Annotated in this window: 12 protein-coding genes; 3 read left to right on the plus strand and 9 right to left on the minus strand. The window is 71.8% G+C overall.

Annotated features, from left to right (window positions below):
• Window positions 1-49 precede the first annotated feature (49 nt).
• From MXD95_RS12650 to mhpA, 8 genes are all read right to left on the minus strand, one after another.
• The gene (locus tag MXD95_RS12650; protein ID WP_250640786.1) at window positions 50-1,942 is read right to left on the minus strand and encodes a flavin-containing monooxygenase; all 1,893 of its coding nucleotides are present in this window, start codon (window positions 1,940-1,942) and stop codon (window positions 50-52) included.
• Window positions 1,939-3,624, minus strand: a complete 1,686-nt coding sequence (locus MXD95_RS12655) for an FAD-dependent oxidoreductase (protein WP_250640787.1) — start codon at window positions 3,622-3,624, stop codon at window positions 1,939-1,941. The genes MXD95_RS12650 and MXD95_RS12655 overlap by 4 nt, the downstream gene beginning before the upstream one ends.
• Before the next feature lie 301 nt (window positions 3,625-3,925).
• Complete coding sequence (locus MXD95_RS12660) at window positions 3,926-4,648, minus strand: IclR family transcriptional regulator (protein WP_250640788.1); 723 nt, start codon at window positions 4,646-4,648, stop codon at window positions 3,926-3,928.
• 102 nt (window positions 4,649-4,750) lie between these two features.
• Window positions 4,751-5,788, minus strand: coding sequence for a 4-hydroxy-2-oxovalerate aldolase (gene dmpG / locus MXD95_RS12665; RefSeq protein WP_250640789.1), 1,038 nt, complete (start codon window positions 5,786-5,788; stop codon window positions 4,751-4,753).
• Window positions 5,788-6,744, minus strand: coding sequence for an acetaldehyde dehydrogenase (acetylating) (locus tag MXD95_RS12670; protein WP_250640790.1), 957 nt, complete (start codon window positions 6,742-6,744; stop codon window positions 5,788-5,790). The genes dmpG and MXD95_RS12670 overlap by 1 nt, the downstream gene beginning before the upstream one ends.
• Window positions 6,741-7,706 carry a 2-keto-4-pentenoate hydratase gene (locus MXD95_RS12675; RefSeq protein WP_308301486.1) on the minus strand — a complete coding sequence of 322 codons (966 nt, stop codon included), beginning with the start codon at window positions 7,704-7,706 and terminating at the stop codon, window positions 6,741-6,743. Before MXD95_RS12675 ends, MXD95_RS12670 begins: the two co-directional genes overlap by 4 nt.
• A complete protein-coding gene (locus MXD95_RS12680; protein WP_250640791.1) occupies window positions 7,703-8,551 on the minus strand; it encodes an alpha/beta fold hydrolase in 849 nt (282 codons plus the stop codon). The genes MXD95_RS12675 and MXD95_RS12680 overlap by 4 nt, the downstream gene beginning before the upstream one ends.
• Window positions 8,548-10,365 carry a bifunctional 3-(3-hydroxy-phenyl)propionate/3-hydroxycinnamic acid hydroxylase MhpA gene (gene mhpA, locus MXD95_RS12685; protein WP_250640792.1) on the minus strand — a complete coding sequence of 606 codons (1,818 nt, stop codon included), beginning with the start codon at window positions 10,363-10,365 and terminating at the stop codon, window positions 8,548-8,550. Before mhpA ends, MXD95_RS12680 begins: the two co-directional genes overlap by 4 nt.
• A 218-nt stretch (window positions 10,366-10,583) precedes the next feature.
• Between mhpA and MXD95_RS12690 the strand changes: the two genes are divergently transcribed.
• A complete protein-coding gene (locus MXD95_RS12690; RefSeq protein ID WP_250640793.1) occupies window positions 10,584-12,248 on the plus strand; it encodes a class I adenylate-forming enzyme family protein in 1,665 nt (554 codons plus the stop codon).
• Between the two features lie 151 nt (window positions 12,249-12,399).
• Here the strand turns inward: MXD95_RS12690 and MXD95_RS12695 are convergent, their stop codons facing one another.
• Entirely contained in the window at window positions 12,400-13,155 is a 756-nt protein-coding gene (locus MXD95_RS12695) for an SDR family NAD(P)-dependent oxidoreductase (protein ID WP_250640794.1), read from the minus strand.
• A 705-nt stretch (window positions 13,156-13,860) separates the two neighbouring features.
• Between MXD95_RS12695 and MXD95_RS12700 the strand changes: the two genes are divergently transcribed.
• Both MXD95_RS12700 and MXD95_RS12705 read left to right on the plus strand, forming a co-directional pair.
• Window positions 13,861-15,162 carry a cytochrome P450 gene (locus MXD95_RS12700; RefSeq protein ID WP_250640795.1) on the plus strand — a complete coding sequence of 434 codons (1,302 nt, stop codon included), beginning with the start codon at window positions 13,861-13,863 and terminating at the stop codon, window positions 15,160-15,162.
• Window positions 15,159-15,899, plus strand: a complete 741-nt coding sequence (locus MXD95_RS12705) for an SDR family oxidoreductase (protein ID WP_250640796.1) — start codon at window positions 15,159-15,161, stop codon at window positions 15,897-15,899. Before MXD95_RS12700 ends, MXD95_RS12705 begins: the two co-directional genes overlap by 4 nt.
• Window positions 15,900-15,999 lie beyond the last annotated feature (100 nt).

The raw sequence follows: 15,999 nt of genomic DNA on the forward strand, positions 1-15,999 counted from the left end.
GCAGGGCGGGGGGTGACCGGGTGGGCGGAGGTGGTTCCCCGACTGCCGGTCACCGTGTGGTCGCGACTTCCCGCTCGGGGTCGACGGGCTCGATGCCCTCCTCGATCGCCTTGATCAGCAGGGCCGTGAACCGCGTGTAGAAGCGGGCCATCCGGATGAAGCCGGTGCCGAACCAGAGGCCGGGCTGCGCGGAGCGGCGCCAGGTGTTCGCGTACTCGCCGTCGGCGGCGCGGCCGTAGGCCTTGTCGATCTTCTCCGCGGCCGTGCCGAGTACCGGTTGCAGATGCCCCCAGAACTGGTGGTAGCCGGTGGCGAAGACGATCAGGTCGACGTCGTCCAGCGTCGAGCCGTCGGTGAACACGACGGTCCGGCCGCGGATCTCGGCGACCTCGACCCCCTGCTTCAGCCGCACCAGCCCGTCGGCGATCAGCTCGGACGCGCCGATGTTGATCTGGTAGGCGTCGCGGCCGGACATGTGGGCGCCGATGATGCCGGTGCCGTCGGGTCCCCACTCGAGTTTGAAGCCACGTGACTCGAGCTTGTCGAGCAGCGGCCGGTCCGCCTCGGCCGCGAGTTTCACGAGCTTCTTGTTCAGCTCGTCCACCCGCTCGTTGGGCAGGGCGTAGGTCATCTGGTCGGCGAAGTCGGGGGTGTAGGGCATGTACTCGGTGAACAGCGTCGACCAGAAGCGGTGGTAGGACTCGTACGTCACGACATACGTGGCGCTGCGCTGCAGCAGGGTGACATCCGCGCCGTGCTCGTACAGGTCGTGGGCGAGTTCGTGCCCGCTGACCCCGGCGCCGATCACCAGGGCGCGCCGGCCGGCGAAGTCGGCGCCGTTCTGGAACTCGTCGGAGTGCGCCCAGATGCCCTCGAAGCTCGACAGGCCCGGAATGTCGGGGATCTTCGGGGCGCCGAACATGCCGCCGGCGACGACGAAGTGCCGTGGGTGCAGCTCCCGGATCGACCCGTCACCCCGGCGGACCTGGATGGTCCAGACCTGCGCGTCAGGGTCGTAGCGGCCGGAGATAAACGTCGTGGACGTCCAGACGTTGATGTCCATCAGCGTCGCGTAGGACTCCAGCCAGTCGGCGAACTTGTCCTTCGGCGTGTGCGCGGGCCAGTTCGGCGGCAGCGGCAGGTACGGCAGGTGGTCGCCGAAGACGGTGCTGTGCAGCGCCAGCGACGCGTACCGCCGACGCCAGGTGTCGCCGACCCGTTGCTCCTTGTCGATGACCAGAGTCGGGACGTCGAGCGCGCCGAGCCGGGCCGCGAGGGCCAGACCGTTGTGCCCGGCGCCGAGGACGACCACCGCGGGGTCGTCCTCGGCGAAGGACGCCTCCCGGGCCCGGTCATGCGTCCAGCGGGTGCGTCCCGGCACGACGCCGTAGACCTTGCCCTCCGGGCGGCGGTGCCGGATCCGCTCCGGATGCTCGGTCAGCCCGATGACCTGCGTCTGCATGATCGAGGCCCGCCAGGTGCCGCCGTCGTCGACCAGCAGCACGTATCCGCGGTCCTGGCGGTCCCGGGTGGTGAAGTCGAAGAAGGCGTTGATGGCGCCGTCGGTGACGACGGGCGGCTGTTCCGCGTTGACCGCGAAGTCGCCAGCCTGCCAGGTTCCCGCCAGCTCCAGGAACCGGGCGACGGTCTCCTCCTGGCCGACGGCGTGGTGGAAGTCCCAGGGGAACGCCATGAAGTCACGCCAGGTCGCCTCCGCGCAGAACAGCTCCGCCAGGGCGTTCACCGACCCGTCCCACACGGCCGTCGCGAGCTGGGCGACCCAGCCGGCGGCGATCCGAGCCGCCTGTGCGGCGGTGGGCCCGGGCCCGGGCTGGTCCTGCGCGGAGGGTCGATCGCCGGTATCGTCCGCGGTCCGCGGGTTGCCGGCCGGCGGCTGCGCCGTCCGTGCCGCTGCCGTCTGTGCTTCCGCGGTCTGCGTCATCGTCTCTCCTGGGATGTTGCGGATTTCGGGTCATGCACGGCGGCGCGCCCGGCGCTCATCCCCCAGATCCCGGCGACCGCGAGGGTCGCGCCGGCTCCGCCGTACACCATGCCGGTGGGACTGGCCATCACGTTGCCGGCCGCGTACAACCCGGGGATCGCATCGCCGTCGACGTCGAGGACCCGGCCGTCGGGATCGGTGCGCGGGCCGCCCTTCGTGCCGAGCAGCGAGGACTCGACGCGCACGCCGTAGAAGGGTGCGGTCTCGACCGGCCCCAGCGTCGAGGACGGCGTGTCGGGGTCCAGGGTGCGACCGCCGGGGAACCGGTCGAAGGCGCTCTCGCCGCGACCGAAGTCCGGGTCGGTGCCGGCGCGGGCGTGGGCGTTGAAGGCGGCCGCGGTCGCCTCGACCTGGCCGGCGGGCAGGCCGAGCGCCGCCGCCAGCGCGCCGAGGGAGTCCGCGCGGGCCACCCACGCGGGTACCGGGGCCCCGGGGCCGCCGCCGAGGACCCCGAAACGGTCCACCACCGACTGGTCGAAGACCAGGTAGGCGGGCAGGTTCGGATACTCGAACCGCGCCGCGTCCAGCTGATGGAACGCGCCACCGAACGCGTTGTAGTTGGCGGCCTCGTTGGCGAACCGTCGCCCGTGGCCGTTCACCATGATCGACCCGGGCAGAGCGCGGTCACGGGAAGCGAGCAGTCCGTTGGCCCCGCCGTCCCGGCGTACTCCGGGGACACTCACCGCCGGCGCCCACCAGGCCTCCCGCATGTTGCCGAGCCGCGCACCGACGCGCATCGCCATCCGCAGACCGTCGCCGGTGTTCGTCGGCGCGCCGAGCGGACGGGTCACCGGACCGCGCAGGAAGTCCCGGACGAGCACCGGGTCGTACTCGAAGCCACCGGTGGCCAGCACGACCGACCGGGCCAGCACCACGTCGGCGACGGGCGTGCCGGTCGACGCCGACCCGGCGGACACCGTTCCAGCGCCAGCATCCGTACCGATCTCGACGCCGACGACCGCGCCGTCGTCGGTCAGCAGCCGCCGGCCGGGAGTGCTGGTGCGGATCTCCACGCCGCGCCGTAGGCACGCGGCGAGCAGGCCCGCCACCAGTCCGCGGCCGAGGCCCTCGGCGCCCGCCCGGGACCGCTCGGCCAACAGCGGCGCCGGGAGCACGCCGGTTCCGCCGCCGAGCGGGGTCTCCCGGATCAACAGGTGGCTCGGGACGCCGGCGATGCGATCAGCCCACGGCCCGAGATCAGCCAGATCCATCAGGCCGACCTCGATCGATCGCCCGCCGCGCGGCAGTCCGCCGGGGCGTTCGGGATGATAGTCGGGATAGCCCTCGACCAGCTGGAACCGCAACTCGGTGTGCTCGTGGATGAAGTCGATGTACCGCGGGCCGCGCTGGACCAACGCCTCGGCGAGCTCGGGCAGGATCAGGCCGTGGGACAGGCTGAGCAGGTACCGCAGGCCGCTCTCGCACGAGTCGGCGATCCCCGCCGCGCGCGCCGGCTGGTTGCCCGGGATCCAGACCGTGCCGCCGGACAGCGCGGTCGTGCCGCCGAGCAGGTCGGCCTTCTCCAGGACGACGACCCGAGCGCCCTCGACCGCCGCGGACAGGGCGGCGGTCAGGCCGGCCGCGCCGGAACCGAGGACCAGAACGTCATATGTCTGCTGCATCGCGTCCCCTCACCGGGCGAAACTCGTGCAGATCAAGACTCGTACGGACGAGAATCGTGCAGATAATGCACATTAATGTTCTCATAGTGCACCGGCCGAAGATTACTGGGCCACCCCGGCAAAGGCAACACCAGCCGCGACGCGAGCAGCGAGGGCTACTCCCGACGCAGGCGGATCGCCGCCCACCGCGCCCCGTTGACGATCTCGCGCCCTCTCCCCAGCCCGGCGACGCCCCGCACGGACACCGACGAAACCCGCGGCCCGAACACCTGGTGTCACCAGCGGACGCGGGGGATGCCCGCTAGGGCTGGCGGCGCAGCATCCGTCCGACCTGGTCCGCCGCGCGCCGGATCTCCTGGCCCGCGGCGTCCGCGACGTCCTCGCGATAGGTGATCAGGTTCAGGCAGGCCCGCGTCGCGGTCCCGGCGATCGGGATCCACGCGGCGACCGCGAACTGGCCGGCCTCGATCTCCTCATGGCTGCGGGCCCAGCCCCGCGCACGGGCCTGGGCGACCGGCTCGGGCTCGCCCGGGATGGACGGCTGCGCGGCGAGCAGCGCGTACCCGGCCGCGCCCCGGCTCAGCGAGGTGCGCATGCCCAGCCGGAACGCCAGATGGTGGGATGCCGTCGTGGGCTCGGCCATCGCGATCGCGACCGCGTCCCCGCCCTGGGCGACGAACAGCATGATCGTCGACTGGAGGCGGTCGGCGAGTGACCGCATGACCGGCGTCGTGACGTCGCGCAGCGCGGGCAGGAAGGCCTCGGCCAGGGTGGCGAGCCGGGCGCCGGGCAGGTAGGTGCCCTCGCCGCCGCGCGCGACCAGGTCGAAGTCGACCAGGGTCTGCAACAGCCGGTAGGCGATCGACCGGTGCACGTCGAGCAGCTCGCTGACCTGCGCGACGGTCATTCCCGCCCGGGCATCGGCGATCGCGAGCAGCACCCGCAGCCCGCGGGCCAGGGTCTGGTTCCCGTCCCGCGCCCGGGTCGGCGCGCCCACGCTCAGCTCCGGCACACGGCCCAGCATAGTGACGCCCTCCGCCGCCTCCACCGGCGACGATCGCCACCGGTCCCCCAGCGCATCCACGCGCCACCACGCACATCAGCGACCACCTCACACCCGGCGTACTCAGCCGGCACGGGCGGCCAGGGTCAGGGCGATGTCGGTGAGCATGTCCTCCTGGCCGCCGACGAGCCGGCGCCGGCCGGCTTCCAGCAGGATCTCGCGGGCGTCCACGCCATAGGTGACGGCAGCGGTCTCGGCGTGGCGCAGGAAGCTGCCATAGACCCCGGCGTAGCCGATGGTGAGGGTCTCCCGGTCGATCCGCACCGGCCGGTCCTGCAACGGGCGGACGATGTCCTCCGCGGCGTCCTGCAGGGCGAACAGGTCGCAGCCGGTCTCCCAGCCGAGCACGTTCGCCACGGCGATGAGGGCCTCGAGCGGAGCGTTGCCGGCTCCGGCGCCGAGTCCCGTCAGCGAGGCGTCGACCCGGTAGGCGCCCTCCTCCACGGCGGCCACCGAGTTCGCGACCGCCAGCGAGAGGTTCTCGTGGGCGTGGATGCCCACCTGGGTCTCGGGGCTCAGCACTTCGCGGTAGGCGCGGACCCGGGCGCGTACCTCGTCGATCGTGAGCCGGCCGCTGGAGTCGGTGATGTAGACGCAGTGCGCGCCGTAGGACTCCATCAGCAGCGCCTGGTCGGCGAGCTCCTTGGCGCTGGTCATGTGGGCCATCATCAGGAAGCCCGAGACGTCCATGCCCAGGCCGCGGGCCTCGGCGATGTGCTGCGCGGCGACGTCGGCCTCGGTGCAGTGGGTGGCGATGCGCACCGAACGGATGCCCAGGTCATAGGCGCGACGCAGGTCGTGCACCGTGCCGACGCCCGGCAGCAGCAGCGTGGTGAGCACCGCGGTGCGCGCGTGCTCGGCGGCCGCCTCGATCCACTCCCAGTCGGTGTTGCTGCCCGGCCCGTAGTTCAGGCTGGAGCCGCCCAGGCCGTCGCCGTGCGCGATCTCGATCGCGCCGACTCCCGCGGCCTCCAGGTTCTCGACGATCCGGCCGACCAGCTCCGGCGTGATTCGGTGGCGAAGGGCGTGCATCCCATCGCGCAGTGTGACGTCCTGGATGTAGGGCGCCGTCGGAGTCGCCGGCGTCGTGGAGTCGGTCATCAGGCCACCGCCTTCGCGCGCTGCGCGATCCGCTCGGCCACCCGCATCGCGGCCGAGGTCATGATGTCGAGGTTGCCGGCGTAGGCCGGCAGGTAGTGGGCCGCACCCTCGACCTCGAGGAAGACCGACACCCGGGTGTCAACCGGGCCGGAACCGGCCGGAAGCAGGGTCGCCACCTGCGCCGGGTCGACCGGGGTGAACTGCACCCGCTGCACCAGCCGGTACCCGGGCACGTAGGTCGCCACCTCGGCGATCATGTCCTCGATCGAGGCGCGGATCCGTTCGTGGTCGGCCGCGCCGACCAGGCAGAAGATGGTGTCCCGCATGATCAGCGGCGGTTCGGCCGGGTTCAGGATGATGATGGCCTTGCCGCGGCGCGCCCCGCCGACCTGCTCGATGGCGTCGGCCGTGGTCTCGGTGAACTCGTCGATGTTCGCCCGCGTGCCGGGGCCGGCCGACTTCGACGCCACCGAGGCGACGATCTCGGCGTAGGGCACCTCGGCCACCCGCGACACCGCCGCCACGATCGGGATGGTGGCCTGACCGCCGCAGGTGACCATGTTGATGTTCGGCGCGTCGAGGTGGTCCTCGAAGTTCACCGCGGGGATCACAAAGGGCCCGATCGCCGCCGGGGTGAGGTCCACCAGGCGCAGGCCGTAGGGCGCCAGGCGGGCCGCGTTGGCCCGGTGCGCCCCGGCGCTGGTGGCGTCCAGGACGATCTCCACCTCGCCGAACTCGGGCAGTCCGATCAGGCCCTCGACGCCGTCGGCGGTGGTGGCGATGCCGAAGCGGCGGGCGCGGGCCAGACCATCGGAGTTCGGGTCGATGCCGACCATCGCGACGACCCGCAGATTCGTGTCGCCACGAAGGATCTTGACCATCAGGTCGGTGCCGATGTTGCCGGAGCCGATGATCGCGACCCCTGTGCGTCCGGACGGTTGTGTGCGCTCGGTCATCCCTTGACGTCCCTTCCTGAGAAACGTGCGGTCACCGTGCCCAGCGGAGCGATGTCCGCCGTGAAGACGTCGCCGGCGGCCACCGCCACCATCGGACCGAGCGCTCCGGAGAGCACGAGCTCGCCCGCGCGCAGCGGTGTGCCCACCTCGATCATGGTCGCGGCGAGCCAGACCAGCGCGTTCAACGGATCGCCCAGGCAGGCGGCTCCGTCGCCCTGGGAGACCACCTCGGCGGCGGATGCGCCCGGACTGACCGGGCCGCCGCGGTCTGGCGCTCCGCGGCGGCCCGGCGGCTCGGCGGGACCCGGCGTCTCGTCACGTTCCGGCCCGGCACTGCGGCGCAGGGTCATCGTGACGTCGACGGGCCGCAGCTCCGTCAGGGGCAGTCCGGTCGGACCGAGGACGAACACGCCGGAGGAGGCGTTGTCGGCGACGGTGTCGGTGATGCCGATCCGCCAGTCGGCGATCCGGCTGTCGACGATCTCCAGCGCGGGGAACGCGAGCTCCACCGCGTCCGCCACCACGGCGGGATCGGAGGCGTCAGGGATGTCGCGAGCCAGCCGAAAGGCCACCTCGGCCTCGGCCTTCGGCTGCAGCAGCCGTCCGATGGGGATCAGCTCGTCGTCCGCGTAGTGCATGTCGGCGAACAGGACCCCGAAGTCGGGCCGGTCGACGCCGACCTGCTGCTGCACGGCGTGCGAGGTCAGGCCGATCTTGCGTCCGACGATGCGCGCCCCGCCGGCCAGCCGACGCTCGGTGAGCCGGCGCTGCACCTGGTAGGCGGCGTCGATGTCCCCGGCCACGAGCAGATCGGTCAGCGGCGCGCAGGCCACGCCGGTCTCGGCCGCGAGCTGGAGCCGGTCGGCCGCCGCGTCCAGCGCCTCGCCGGCCACCGCCACCCCGACTGCCTCGGCCGCCTGGACGGCCCGCGCCGCCTGGGATGCCGGTCGCGCGGTGGTCACGCGGACCGTCCCAGGAACTCCAGCGCGATCTCGTCGAACTCGGCGCGTTGTTCCCACTGCGGCCAGTGGCCGGCATCCTTGATCAGCCGAAACTCGGCGTCGGGGATGCGTTCGGCCATGTCGAGGCCGGCCTTCGCCGGGCCGGACGGGTCGTCACTGGTCCAGATCACCAGGGTCGGCGCGGTGACGGCGTCGAGCTCGGCGTCGGTCACCAGGTTGCGCCGGCGGATCTCCGGGGCCTGCAGGCACAGGATGTGCCGCATGGACGTGGCGAATCCGGGCCGGCCGTACACCCCGCGGCGGATCGCGACCAGCTCGTCGGTGACCGAGCTCGGATCGGCCATCAGCCATTCCAGCCGGGTCCGGATCCGCTGCTCGCTGGGATCGTCGGCCGCCGCCTGGCTCAGCGAGCGGATCCGCTCCATCACCTCGGGGGTGGCCATCGTCCCGCCGGGGGTGTTGAGCACCAGCCGGTGGACGCGCTCGGGATGGCGGGCGGCGAACTTCACCGCGACCCATCCGCCGAGAGACTCCCCCGACAGGTGCACCCGGTCGAGGCCGAGCACGTCGAGCAGGCCGCCGAGATGCTCCAGGTAGTCGTCGATCTCCAGGTCATGGGTGGTGGTCGTCGTCCAGCCGTGGCCCGGGAAGTCGTAGGCGATGACCCGGTAGCGCGCCCCGAGCGCGCGCAGGTTGCGGGTGAACGCCTCCAGGTGCCCGCCGGTGCCGTGCAGCAAAACCAGCGGCTCCCCGGCGCCGGTCTCCAGCACCCGGGTGGACCAGGGGCCGACATCGACGTGGCGCACCGTGAAGTCCACGCCGGCCAGGTCGGTCCAGAGCGTCATGCGTCCTCATTCTCTGCGCTGTTTCCTGCGCTGTTCCCTGCACTGTTTCCTGCGCGCAAGGCGGCGTCGAAGGCCCGCACCATGTCGGACGCGGCGTGCGCCGGGCTCGCGCCGCCCACGATCCGGTCCGGGCGAACCAGCACCACGGACTCGGCGTGCGCGTCGAACCATCGTTTCAGCGAGCCGTCCAGGTCGCCGACGACCAGCACCGAGCCACCGCCCGCCCCGGCCCCGGCAACGCCGACGGAGCCGGGACGAGCAGGGTCGAGGGGAGCGGGCCAGGCGGGCCCGCCGTGGTCGACGCCATCGGCGGGGCCGGCCGGGCCCCCGGCCTCGGCGTCGGCGGTCCTCGCGTTCCAGGGCAGCTGGACGGCGGGGCGTACCTCAACCAGCCGCACCCCGGCCTGGGCCAGTCGTCGCTGCGCGTCGTCGTCCAGGAGTTGGCGCGGGTCGTTGTTCCAGACGAGGAGCACGAACCACGGGCCGAGCACGTCGTCGAGCCGGGCCGACGCGACGGCGCGGGTCGCCACGGTCGGCTGGATGAACAGCCGACCCACCGGGCTCGGCTCACTCACCGAGCCGACCCGGGTGAGCGCGCCATCCCGCATCGTCGGCATCGGCTTGAAACGCATCGTCACGATGTAGGTCTTCGCCCGGGGAATCGCCGACAGCGATCGGAAGAACAGGTTGCGCGCGGCCGCCCCGGCCCGGTTGGTGACCGACACGGCCTGCCCCACCCTGGTGGACAGGTCGATCATCGCCCGGGCATGGTCGCGGCGCTCGGACTCGTAGGAATCGAGCAGACCGTCCTCGGCCACCCCCCGGCACACCGCCGCGAGTTTCCAGGACAGGTTGAGCGCGTCCCGGATCCCGCTGTTGTACCCCTGCCCCTGCCAGACGGGCATCAGGTGCGCCGCGTCGCCGGCGAGCAGGACCCGGCCGTGGCGGAAGCGCTCGGCCAGGCGCGAGTGGTGGGTGTAGACCCGGCGACGGATGACGTCCACCTTGGCGCTCGCCGGCACGATCGGCTCGAGCAGGCGGGCGAGGAACTGCTCGGACATCGCGTCCGCCTCGGTCTCACCCGGCAGCAGCATGAACTCGAACCGGCGGATGCCGTGCGGGATGCTGATCGACACGTGCGGCCGGCGCGGGTCGCAGCAGACGTACGCGCCGGGACGGCCCAGCGGGTCGTTGCGGACGTCGACGACAAACCAGCTCTCGGCCGCCGACGTGCCGTCGAAGCCCAGGCCGAGGGCCTTGCGGGTGGCGCTGCTCCCGCCGTCCGAACCGACGGCGTAGGCCGCCCGCACCGCCACGCTCCCCTGCGGCGTCTCGGCGGTGAGGGTGACTGCGCCCGCGTCCTGGGTGAGGTCGGTGACCCGGGTCGAGAAGTCGACCTTGACCTGGTCGAAGCGGGCCAGGCCCTCGAAGAGCACCCGGTCGGCCAGCGGCTGGACGAAGCCGTTGCGGCGCGGCCAGCCGAACTCCGCCGTCGGCGGCGCCAGGCGGGCCAGGTCACGGCCCTTGGCATCGACGAACACCAGCAGCTGGTGCGGGACGGTGTGCGGCAGCACCTCGGCCACCAGGCCCGCGGTCTGGAAGGTCCGCAGCGTCTCGTCGTCCATGCCGACCCCGCGCGGGTAGTCGATGAGCGCCGGGCCCGCCTCAAGCACGCGCACCCGCAGGCCATGCAGCCCGAGAAGGTTCGCGAGCATCAGCCCGGTCGGCCCCGCGCCGACGACGGCAACGTCCGCGTCGAGTCCCGCCTCGCCCGGCACGGACGGTGGCTGGGTCGCGCCGAGCGGAGTGGACACCGCAGCTCCTCAGATGACGGACCTCGCAATGGGATGGCAGGCCGGGCTCCCGCACCCTGCCGTACCGGGCCGTACCGGGCCGCCGGCTGGTCCTGTCCACCGGCCACCACTGTTCGTTATATCTGTCCGTTATATGCAACACGGGATTCATTAACTGCAAAAAAGCTAGTAAGGTCCGGCCGACCCGTCAACCCGCCAGGGAGGAGTGCCGAACCGACATGACGGTGGACCAGGCAAGACCGTGGCTGGCCCGGTATCCGCCGGGGCTCGACCCCACCCCGCGGATCGCGCACGAGACGATCCCGGCGGCCTGGCGGGCCCGGGTCGCCGCCGGCCCGGACCGGGCCGCGGTGCGCTACTTCGACGGGTCGATCAGCGCGGCCGAACTCGACACGCACGCCGACGCGCTGGCCGCCGAACTGCGGGCCCGTGGCGTCCGGCGGGGCGACCGGATCGGCATCTACCTGCAGAACGTGCCCTACTACCCGATCAGCCTGCTCGCGGTCTGGAAGGCCGGGGCCGCCGTCGTCCCGCTCAACCCGATGTACCGGGGGCCGGAGCTTCGCCGCCTGATCGACGACTCCGGGACGAGCGGCATGATCGTAGCCCGGGGCACCGACGAACCCACCCGGGCCGCCCTCGCCGGCTCGACCGTCGGCTGGCTGCTGTCCGCCTCCTCCCGCGACTTCCAGACCCGCGACGACCCGCGGGTGTTCGACGACGCGCCGCAGCCACCCCCGTCGCCCGACGGCGATCTCGCCGAGATCCTCGCCGCGCGCCGCGGCGAACGCCCCCACTCCGTCGAAGACGTCGGCCCGGACGACATCGCCTTCATCACCTACACCTCGGGGACCACCGGCCCGCCGAAGGGCGCGCTGAACACCCACCGCGGCGTCCTGCACTCGGTGCTGAACTACGGCCGATGGCTGGATCTCGCGCCCGGGGACGTCTCGTTCGCCATCGCCCCGCTGTTCCACATCACCGGGCTGACCCTCAACGCCGGCATCGCCCTGCTGGACGATGTCACGCTCAGCATGAGCGGGCGGTTCGACCCGGCCGTCGTGCTCGACACCTTCCGCGAACACGGCGTGACCACCACCATCGGCTCGATCACCGCCTTCAACGCCTTCTTCCGGGTGCCGGACGCGGGCCCCGAGCACTTCGCCTCGATCAAGCGGCTCCATTCCGGGGGCGCGCCGATTCCGCCGGCGACCATCGAGGCGTTCCGGTCCCGCTTCGGCCCGTACCTGCACAACATCTGGGGAATGACCGAGACGACCGGCGGCGGCATCGCCGTGCCGGCCGGCACCGAGGCTCCCGTGCACCAGGCCAGCGGGACCCTGTCGATCGGCGTGCCCATGCAGAACGCGGCCGTCGAGATAGTCGACACCGCCGGCGTGCCGCTCGCACCCGGGCGCGAGGGAGAGCTCGTGTTCATCGCGCCACAGGTCAGTCCCGGGTACTGGCGCAACCCGGAGGCCAGCGCCCACACGATGCCGGACGGCCACCTGCACACCGGCGATGTCGCGGTCATGGATGGCGACGGCTGGATCTACCTCGTCGACCGGATCAAGGACCAGATCAACACCTCGGGCTTCAAGGTCTGGCCCCGCGAGGTGGAGGACGCCCTCTACGAGCATCCGGCAGTCTTCGAGGCGGCGGTGGTCGGCCAGCCGGACGCCTACCGGGGCGAGGCGGTCACGGCCTACGTCTCGCTGCGCGACGGCATGGCCGCGGACGAGCAGGAGCTCGTCGCCTTCGCCGGGGAGCGGCTCGCGGCGTACAAGCGCCCCCGTCGCGTGCTGGTCATCCCCGCGCTACCGAAGACCGCCACCGGAAAGATCCAGCGTGCGGCCCTACGCGACCAGCCCACCCCGCCGTGACCGGGCCAACCCGCTGACACCGCGGCCACCGCTGACACCGGGGTGACGCCACCGCGGAAATGCCACCGCGGCGGCCGCCCGCCGATCAGGTGCCTCGGGGACGCCGCCGCAGTGGCGTGGTTCGCCGGTCATCCGGCCTACGCGGACCGGCTCAGGTGACGCGGCCGCCGTTGACGCCGATGATCTGGCCGGTGATATAACCGGCCTCGTCACGGCACAGGAACGAGGTCGCTGCGGCGATGTCCTCGGGGGTTCCGGGGCGACGGACCGGAATCCGCTGCGCGTTGTCCTCGACGCTTCCGCCGAGCAATCCGCGCCGTTCGGAGTCACGCATCATCGGGGTGTCGATGAACCCGGGCGGAATCGTGTTCGCGGTGATGCCATCCGGGCCGAACTCGAGCGCCAACGACTTCGTCATGCCGATCAGGCCGGCCTTCGACGAGACATAGTGGGTCATGTACTGCTGGCCGCCCTGGGCGCTGGAGGAGGAGATGTTCACGATCCGCCCCCACTTCGCGGCGATCATGTCGGGCAGCACGGCCTGAGTGAGGTAGAACGGGGCGGACAGGTTGACCGCGATTATCTTGTCCCAGGCCGCTTCACTGATCTTCAGGAATGGCCGGAAGCCGGAGAGACCGGCGTTGTTGACGAGGACGAGAATCGGGCCGAACCGCTCGCGGACGCCGTCGACGGCGGCGCTCAGGGCTGCCCGGTCGGACACGTCGACGCCACCGAAGGCGCTCGCCTCGTGGCCATCCGCGGCGATCTCCTCGGTGACCCGCTTGGCCGAGTCATGATCGAGGTCGAGGACGGCCACCGCGAAGCCGTCCGCGGCGAGCCGGCGGCTGATGGCCCGTCCGATGCCCGAGCCACCGCCGGTGACCAGCGCCGTTCGTCGTTCGGTCACTGCTGCGAACCTCCTGTGATCCCTGGATCCCCGGTCCGATGTCCGTGATCCGTGCTACCTGGTCCGTCGACGTCCGTCGACCTGTGTCGAGGGGGCGGGATCGGACATCGGTGATCGACCGGCACGCTGGCCGCTCGGCCGGACCCGCGAGGCAGCGCGGACCGCGTGCCAGCCGGACGTTCGAGGCTGCGCCGAGGACGCGCCGCGAAGAACGGGACACGCCGAAAGGCGTTATGAACTGCGGACCAGCCGGAAATGCCATACCGAATCCCGCGCCTGGTGCACCACGCGGCCGCCGCGGGCGGGCTGGTCCCCCGAGGTCGGCGCCGCCCGTTGAAGGAAAACCGCTGGACGTCATCACACTGCTCCGAGGTCCCCAGCTCTGTCAACCAGGACGATCTGTCAGCCAGGACGATGTGTCGCCCAGGACGAACTGTCAGCCAGGAAGAACTGAGGAACGGTGGCCCGCGCGGGCGCCGGCCCGCCGAGAGAAGCCGACCGGGCCGCCAAACCACCGCGCCGCGCCACGCCGCCCAGGTGGCAAACCGTCCGGGGCACGCCGGCACCAAGGTGGTGCATCCCCACGGAAGCCGGATCCGGCTATCGCTTGCGGATCGCTCCACGCACGTGTTACACAACACATTGTAGGTATTTGGCGACCGCACAAGGGGCCTTCGGTGCCCCGATGCGCGGGAGGAGAGCGGGTTGACTGACCTGACCGCGGTCGATTACTTCAACGATCCTTCGCTGAACGACGACCCGTATCCGTACTATGACGCGCTGCGCGCGAAGTGCCCGGTGCTGCCGCTGCCCGAACTCGGCGTCGTCGCGGTCTCCGGCTACCAGGAGATCACCGAGGTCTATCGCGACCCGGCCAACTACTCATCGATCAACTCGGTGATCGGCCCGTACGCGACGTTCCCGGTGCCGCTCGAGGGTGATGACATCACCCCCCTCATCGAGAAGTACCGCGACCAGATCCCGATGAACGAGCACCTGGTCACGATGGACCCCCCGTCGCACACACAGGGCCGCACCCTGGTGATGGGGATGCTCACGCCCAAGCGCCTGCGGGAGAACGAGGAGTTCATCTGGGGCCTGGCCGACCGGCAGCTCGACGCGATCCTCGCCCAGGGGAAGTGCGAGTTCATCCGCGAGTTCGCCCAGCCGTTCGCGATGCTGACGGTCGCCGACCTGCTGGGGGTGCCGCAGGCCGACCACGAGCGGTTCCGCCAGGGTTTCGGCCTGTCGCAGAGCCCCGGCCAGATCGGCGCCGGCGGCGAGGGCGGCACTGACGCCGACGGCGGCCTCAACGCGCTGTCCTGGCTCGACGACTGGTTCAGCAGGTACATCGAGGACCGCCGCGAGACCCCCACCGGGGACGTGCTGACCCAGATGGCGACGGCCACCTACCCGGACGGCACCGTGCCGTCGGTCGACGAGGTCGTCCGCGCCGCGACCTTCCTGTTCGCCGCCGGCCAGGAGACCACCGCCCGGCTGCTCGCCTCGGCGGTGAAGTACCTCGGCGACAACCCCGACGTGCAGGCGCGGGTCCGCGAGCACCGGGAGCTGATCCCGGAGCTGATCGAGGAGACGCTGCGGGTCGAGAGCCCGGTCAAGACCGACTTCCGGCTGGCCAAGCGGAACATGACCCTCGCCGGTGTCGACCTGCCCGCCGGCACGCCGGTGATGCTGCTCAACAGCGCGGCCAACCGCGACCCGGAGCAGTTCGAGTGCCCGGCCGAGTTCCGGCTGGGCCGGGAGAATGTCCGCTCGCACATCGCCTTCGGCCGCGGTGTGCACACCTGCCCCGGCGGCCCGCTGGCCCGGGTCGAGGCCCGGATCAGCCTGGAGCGGCTGTTCGACCGCACCACCGACATCCGGATCTCCGAGGAGCACCACGGCCCGGCCGGCGACCGGCACTACGACTACGAGCCGACCTGGATCCTGCGCGGCCTGACCAAGCTGCACGTGGAGTTCGACCTGGCCGAGGGTGAGGGCCAGTGAGCCGGGTCGCCGTCGTCACCGGCGGGGCGTCCGGCATCGGGCTCGGGGTCGCCCGCCAGTTCCTGGCCGACGGCCACAAGGTCGCCATCCTCGACCTGGACGGCAAAGCCGCGGACGCCGCGGCCGCCGACCTCGGCGCCCCCGACCGGACCCTGGCGCTCGCGGTCGACGTGGCCGACCGCGCCAGCGTCACCGCGGCGTTCGAGCGGATCCGGGCCGAACTCGGCCCGGTCGGGATCCTGGTGACCAGTGCCGGGGTCGAGGCGTTCAACCCGCTGCTGGACATCACCGCCGAGACCTGGGATCGGGTCATCGCCGTCAACCTCACCGGCACGTTCATCTCCGTGCAGGCCGCGGTACCCGACATGATCGCCGCGGGCTGGGGGCGGATCGTCACGATCTCGTCGTCGAGCGCGCAGTCCGGTGCGGCGACGATGGCGCACTACACCGCGTCCAAGGGCGGCGTCATCGCGCTGACGAAGTCGCTGGCCCGGGAGCTCGCCCCGCACGGCATCACGGCCAACACGATTCCGCCCACCCTCGTCGACACACCGATGGCGCGTGAGGGTGAGGCCCGGGGCGACATCGTGGCCATCGACACGATCGCGAAGATGGTTCCGCTCGGCCGGGCCGGCACCCCCGCCGACATCGCCGCCGCCACGTCGTTCCTGTCCTCGGACGCCGGCAGCTACATCACCGGCCAGGTGATCGGCGTCAACGGTGGGATGTACATCTGACGGCTCGCGCCACCGGTCGCGACGCCGCCCAGCCGGGACGCGACGCCCGGCTGGGCGGCCAGACTCAACCGGCAGAACCCGATGCTCGGATGGAATATGA

The sequence above is a fragment of the Frankia sp. AiPa1 genome (genome assembly GCF_023243075.1).
In the GTDB taxonomy this organism is placed as follows: domain Bacteria; phylum Actinomycetota; class Actinomycetes; order Frankiales; family Frankiaceae; genus Frankia.

Excerpts from the sequence above, each read along its gene's own strand:
- MXD95_RS12660 (WP_250640788.1), bottom strand. The coding sequence starts at position 4,648 with ATGCTGGGCCGTGTGCCGGAGCTGAGCGTGGGCGCGCCGACCCGGGCG.
- MXD95_RS12670 (WP_250640790.1), bottom strand. The coding sequence starts at position 6,744 with ATGACCGAGCGCACACAACCGTCCGGACGCACAGGGGTCGCGATCATC.
- MXD95_RS12690 (WP_250640793.1), top strand. The coding sequence starts at position 10,584 with ATGACGGTGGACCAGGCAAGACCGTGGCTGGCCCGGTATCCGCCGGGG.
- MXD95_RS12650 (WP_250640786.1), bottom strand. The coding sequence starts at position 1,942 with ATGACGCAGACCGCGGAAGCACAGACGGCAGCGGCACGGACGGCGCAG.
- MXD95_RS12680 (WP_250640791.1), bottom strand. The coding sequence starts at position 8,551 with ATGACGCTCTGGACCGACCTGGCCGGCGTGGACTTCACGGTGCGCCAC.
- dmpG (WP_250640789.1), bottom strand. The coding sequence starts at position 5,788 with ATGACCGACTCCACGACGCCGGCGACTCCGACGGCGCCCTACATCCAG.
- MXD95_RS12655 (WP_250640787.1), bottom strand. The coding sequence starts at position 3,624 with ATGCAGCAGACATATGACGTTCTGGTCCTCGGTTCCGGCGCGGCCGGC.